3 protein-coding genes are annotated in these 3,804 nt (G+C 65.1%); all 3 read right to left on the bottom strand.

The window, feature by feature from the left end; translation table 11 throughout:
* On the bottom strand, nt 1–1,798 hold a 1,798-nt coding region (locus tag ACEW8G_RS07995), incomplete at its 3' end, for a cation-translocating P-type ATPase (protein ID WP_373487901.1).
* Nucleotides 1,799–1,801: 3 nt separating this feature from the next.
* Nucleotides 1,802–2,986, bottom strand: a complete 1,185-nt coding sequence (locus ACEW8G_RS07990) for an acetate/propionate family kinase (protein ID WP_373487900.1) — start codon at nt 2,984–2,986, stop codon at nt 1,802–1,804.
* On the bottom strand, nt 2,983–3,804 hold an 822-nt coding region (locus ACEW8G_RS07985), incomplete at its 5' end, for a bifunctional enoyl-CoA hydratase/phosphate acetyltransferase (protein WP_373487899.1). The genes ACEW8G_RS07985 and ACEW8G_RS07990, both read right to left, overlap by 4 nt.

The following is a 3,804-nucleotide window of genomic DNA, read 5'->3' as shown; positions in this document are numbered from 1 at the left end:
ACGCCGCATCATCCAGCACGTCAAGATCCGCGCCGGTCAGCGTGCGCGGGTCATCGCCCAGGCCCAGCGCGATGGCGATAGCGCGCGCGGTGACGGCGTGGTCGCCGGTGATCATTTTCACGGCTATGCCGGCCGCGTGGCATTCGGCGATGGCGGCAATCGCTTCAGGTCGGGGCGGATCGATCAGTCCGACCAGCCCGAGCAAGGTCAGGCCACCGCTGACATCATCGCTGGAGAGCACACTGGTCGCGGCGGGCATAAGTCGTTGCGCGACCACGATGACGCGCTGCCCGGCCCCGGCAAGCGCATCGATCTGCGCCAGCCAGTGCGCGGCATCGATAGGCTGCGGGCCGGCAGCGGTCGCCACGTCCGAGCACATCGCGACGATGGTCTCGGGCGCCCCCTTTACGAACAGCTGGGGTGGATGTCCGCTGCGGGCGTTGAGCGTCGCCATATAACGGTGACGTGAATCGAACGGTATTTCGGCGATCCGCGTAAACTCTGCGCGGGCGACCGCGTCATTGTGGCCAGCTTTCACAGCAACCGAAAGCAGCGCGCCCTCCATCGGATCGCCATCGACGATCCAGCGATCATCGACCTGGCGCAGCGCCGCATCGTTGCACAACAGACCTGCAAGGGTGAGCGCTTCAAGCACCGTTTCGGCAGCGGGATCGAGTAGCGCACCGTCGTCGCTGGCAAAACCGCCCAGCGGTGCATAGCCGGTGCCGTCGACGCTTACCGTCCCGTCACCGGTGACCAGCCGTGACACGGTCATCTCGTTGCGGGTAAGCGTGCCCGTCTTGTCCGAACAGATCACTGACACCGCACCCAAAGTTTCGACTGCAGGCAGCCGCCGGATGATCGCCTTGCGCCGCGCCATGCGCTGCACGCCGACCGCCAGCGTGATCGTCATCATGGCCGGCAGACCTTCGGGGATTGCCGCCACCACCAGCCCGACAACCGCCATGAAGGCATCGCCGATTGAGTAGCTTTCGCTCCACCAGGCAAAGCCGAAGACCAGCGCCGAGATGCCCAGGATGACCATGGTCACCTGGCGCGCGAAATGATCCATCTGGCGGATCAATGGCGTTGCGAGCTGTTCCACATTGCCGATCATGGTGCTGATCTGGCCGAGCTGGGTTTGCGCGCCGGTGGCGATGACCACGCCCTCGCCTTGCCCTGCGGCGACGAAGCTGCCCGAAAACGCCATGGAGAAGCGGTCGCCCAGCGGCACATCGGCCGCAACCGGCGCGACCTGCTTGTCGACTGGCACCGATTCGCCGGTGAGGATCGCCTCGTCGGCCTTGAGGTTGCTCGCCTTGATCAGCCTGAGATCAGCTGCGATCCGGTCGCCCGCTTCGAGCAACACGATATCACCGGGCACGACTTCATCGGCAGCGATGGTCAGCCGCTGGCCGCCGCGCAATACGGACGCGTGCGGATCGATCATTGCCCGTATCGCGTTCATCGCACTGTTGGCGCGCCCTTCCTGGACGAACCCGATGATCGCATTGACCAGCACCACCGCGACGATAACCAGCGCATCGGTGATATGGCCGATGACTGCCGCCAATATTGCAGCCGCGATCAGCACATAGATCAGCAGGTTGTGAAACTGCATGATGAAGCGCTTGAAGGCGCTGCGCTGCGCGCCTTCGGGCAAGCGGTTTGGGCCGTACTGTTGCAGCCTGCGCTGCGCCTCTGACGGATCAAGCCCGGTGGTCTGCGTGTCCATTTGCTGCACGGATACGTCGGCGGTGAGCGCGTGGAAGCTGGTGGGCAAGGTGTTGTCTGCCATCGGTCAGCCGTCCAAACCGTTTTCCAGACACGCTATCATGCCCTCGGCAATCGCCAGTTCTTCATCTGCGGGGATGACATGCGCCATGACCGCAGAGCCGGGCGGGGAGATCACAGCATTGCCGCGCTGGTTGGCGTCAGCGTCAATCTGCACCCCCAGCCAAGCCGCTGCATCGCCAAGCCGCTGGCGGATAATCGTTGAATTCTCGCCAATGCCCGCCGTGAATACGAGCGTGTCGAGCCCGCCCAATACGGCGGCGAGCGATCCGATGGCGCGGCCGGTGCGGTAGATGAATAGGTCCACCGCCTCGCGCGCCTGCGATGCGTCGCTCTCGATCAGCACCTGCATGTCGCCTGAGAAGCCTGACACGCCAAGCAGCCCCGAACGGCTGTAGAGCAGCTCGGAGATCTCGCTGGCCGTCATGCCCTTGGCTTCGATCAGATGCAGCAGAATGCCAGGATCGATAGAGCCCGAGCGGGTCGCCATCATCAGCCCTTCGAGCGCCGAAAATCCCATAGTCGTTGCAACGCTTACGCCGCCTTGCATCGCGCACAGGCTCGCCCCGCTGCCCAGATGTGCCACAATGGTCCTGCCTCCGGCGCGCTCACCATCAAGAGCCCGCAACCGCGCGGCGATGTGCGCATAGGACAGGCCGTGAAAGCCGTAAGCGATCATGCCATCGTCGGTAAGCTCGCGGGGCAGGGCGTAGAGCATATCGAGCCGGGGCCGCGCGGCGTGAAATGCGGTATCGAAACAGCCGATCTGCGCGGCCTGCGGCAAGCGCTCTGCTGCAAACCGGACAATATCGAGATTGTGCGGCTGATGCAGCGGCGCGAGCGGAACCAGCGCTTCAAGTTGACCCACAACGGCAGCGTCGAGCAGCACCGGCGCGGTGAACATCGCGCCGCCGTGCACGATCCGGTGGCCGACGGCGCTGATGCCATCGAGCAGGCCCTTGGCATACAGCGCGTCGAACACCAACGCCGCAGCGACACGCAGGTCGATCGGGCCATCGGCGGCAGCGCGCGTCTCAGTGGTCGTGTCCCCGATTCTGAGCTTGAGCCATGGCGCAGAACCGATCCGCGACAGATTGCCCGCCGCAATTCTGGCAGGCCGCGTGCCTGGATCAAAAAGTGCAAACTTCAGGCTCGACGACCCTGCGTTGAGGACGAGCATCTGCCCGGTCATCGCGGCGGTTTCAACCGCTGGTGCCCCGCGACCAGCAGCGCGGCGGCGCAGGAGGCAAGCCGGGTCACCGCGTCATCGGCGCGGCTGGTGAGGATGATCGGCCCGCGCGCGCCGATCACGATGCCGGCGGACAGCGCGCCCGAGAAATAGGTGAGCTGCTTGGCAATCATGTTGCCCGCTTCGATATCGGGCGCGATCAGCACATCGGCGCGGCCTGCGACCTCTGACACGATGTGTTTGGCCGCCACGGCGGCGGGCGAGATGGCGTTGTCAAACGCCAGCGGTCCATCGACCAGCCCGCCGACGATCTGGCCGCGATGCGCCATCTTGGCGAGCGAGGCGGCATCGATCGTGGCCGACATCGCCGGATGCACCGTCTCCACCGCCGCCAGCAATGCGACGCGCGGCTCGGTGATGCCGAGCGCAATCGCGCAGTCGATGGCGTTTTGTACAATGTCCTTCTTGGCGGTAAGATCGGGCGCGATGATGATTGCGGCATCGCTGACCAGCAGCAGCCGCGGGTAATCGGGCACCTCAAAGATGAAAACATGGCTCATCCGCCGATCGGTGCGCAGCCCGGCATCGCGGTCGACCACTGCGCTCAGCAGCTCATCGGTGTGCAGGCTGCCCTTCATCACCGCCCCGACGTCGCCAGCGCGCGCCAAGCGGCACGCCTCGGCGGCGGCGGCATGGCTGTGTTCCACCGGCACCAGTTCAAGCTTCGAGATGTCCACGCCTGCGGCATCGGCAGCCGCGCGAGTCTTCGCTTCTGGGCCTACCAGCACCGGTTCGATCAGGCCGGTCTCCGCCGCCGCAAT

It is taken from the genome of Blastomonas sp. (genome assembly GCF_041747255.1).
Taxonomy (GTDB): Bacteria; Pseudomonadota; Alphaproteobacteria; order Sphingomonadales; family Sphingomonadaceae; genus Blastomonas.
Note: the sequence above shows the minus strand (reverse complement) of the source record. Positions and strands in the feature narration are given on the sequence as shown.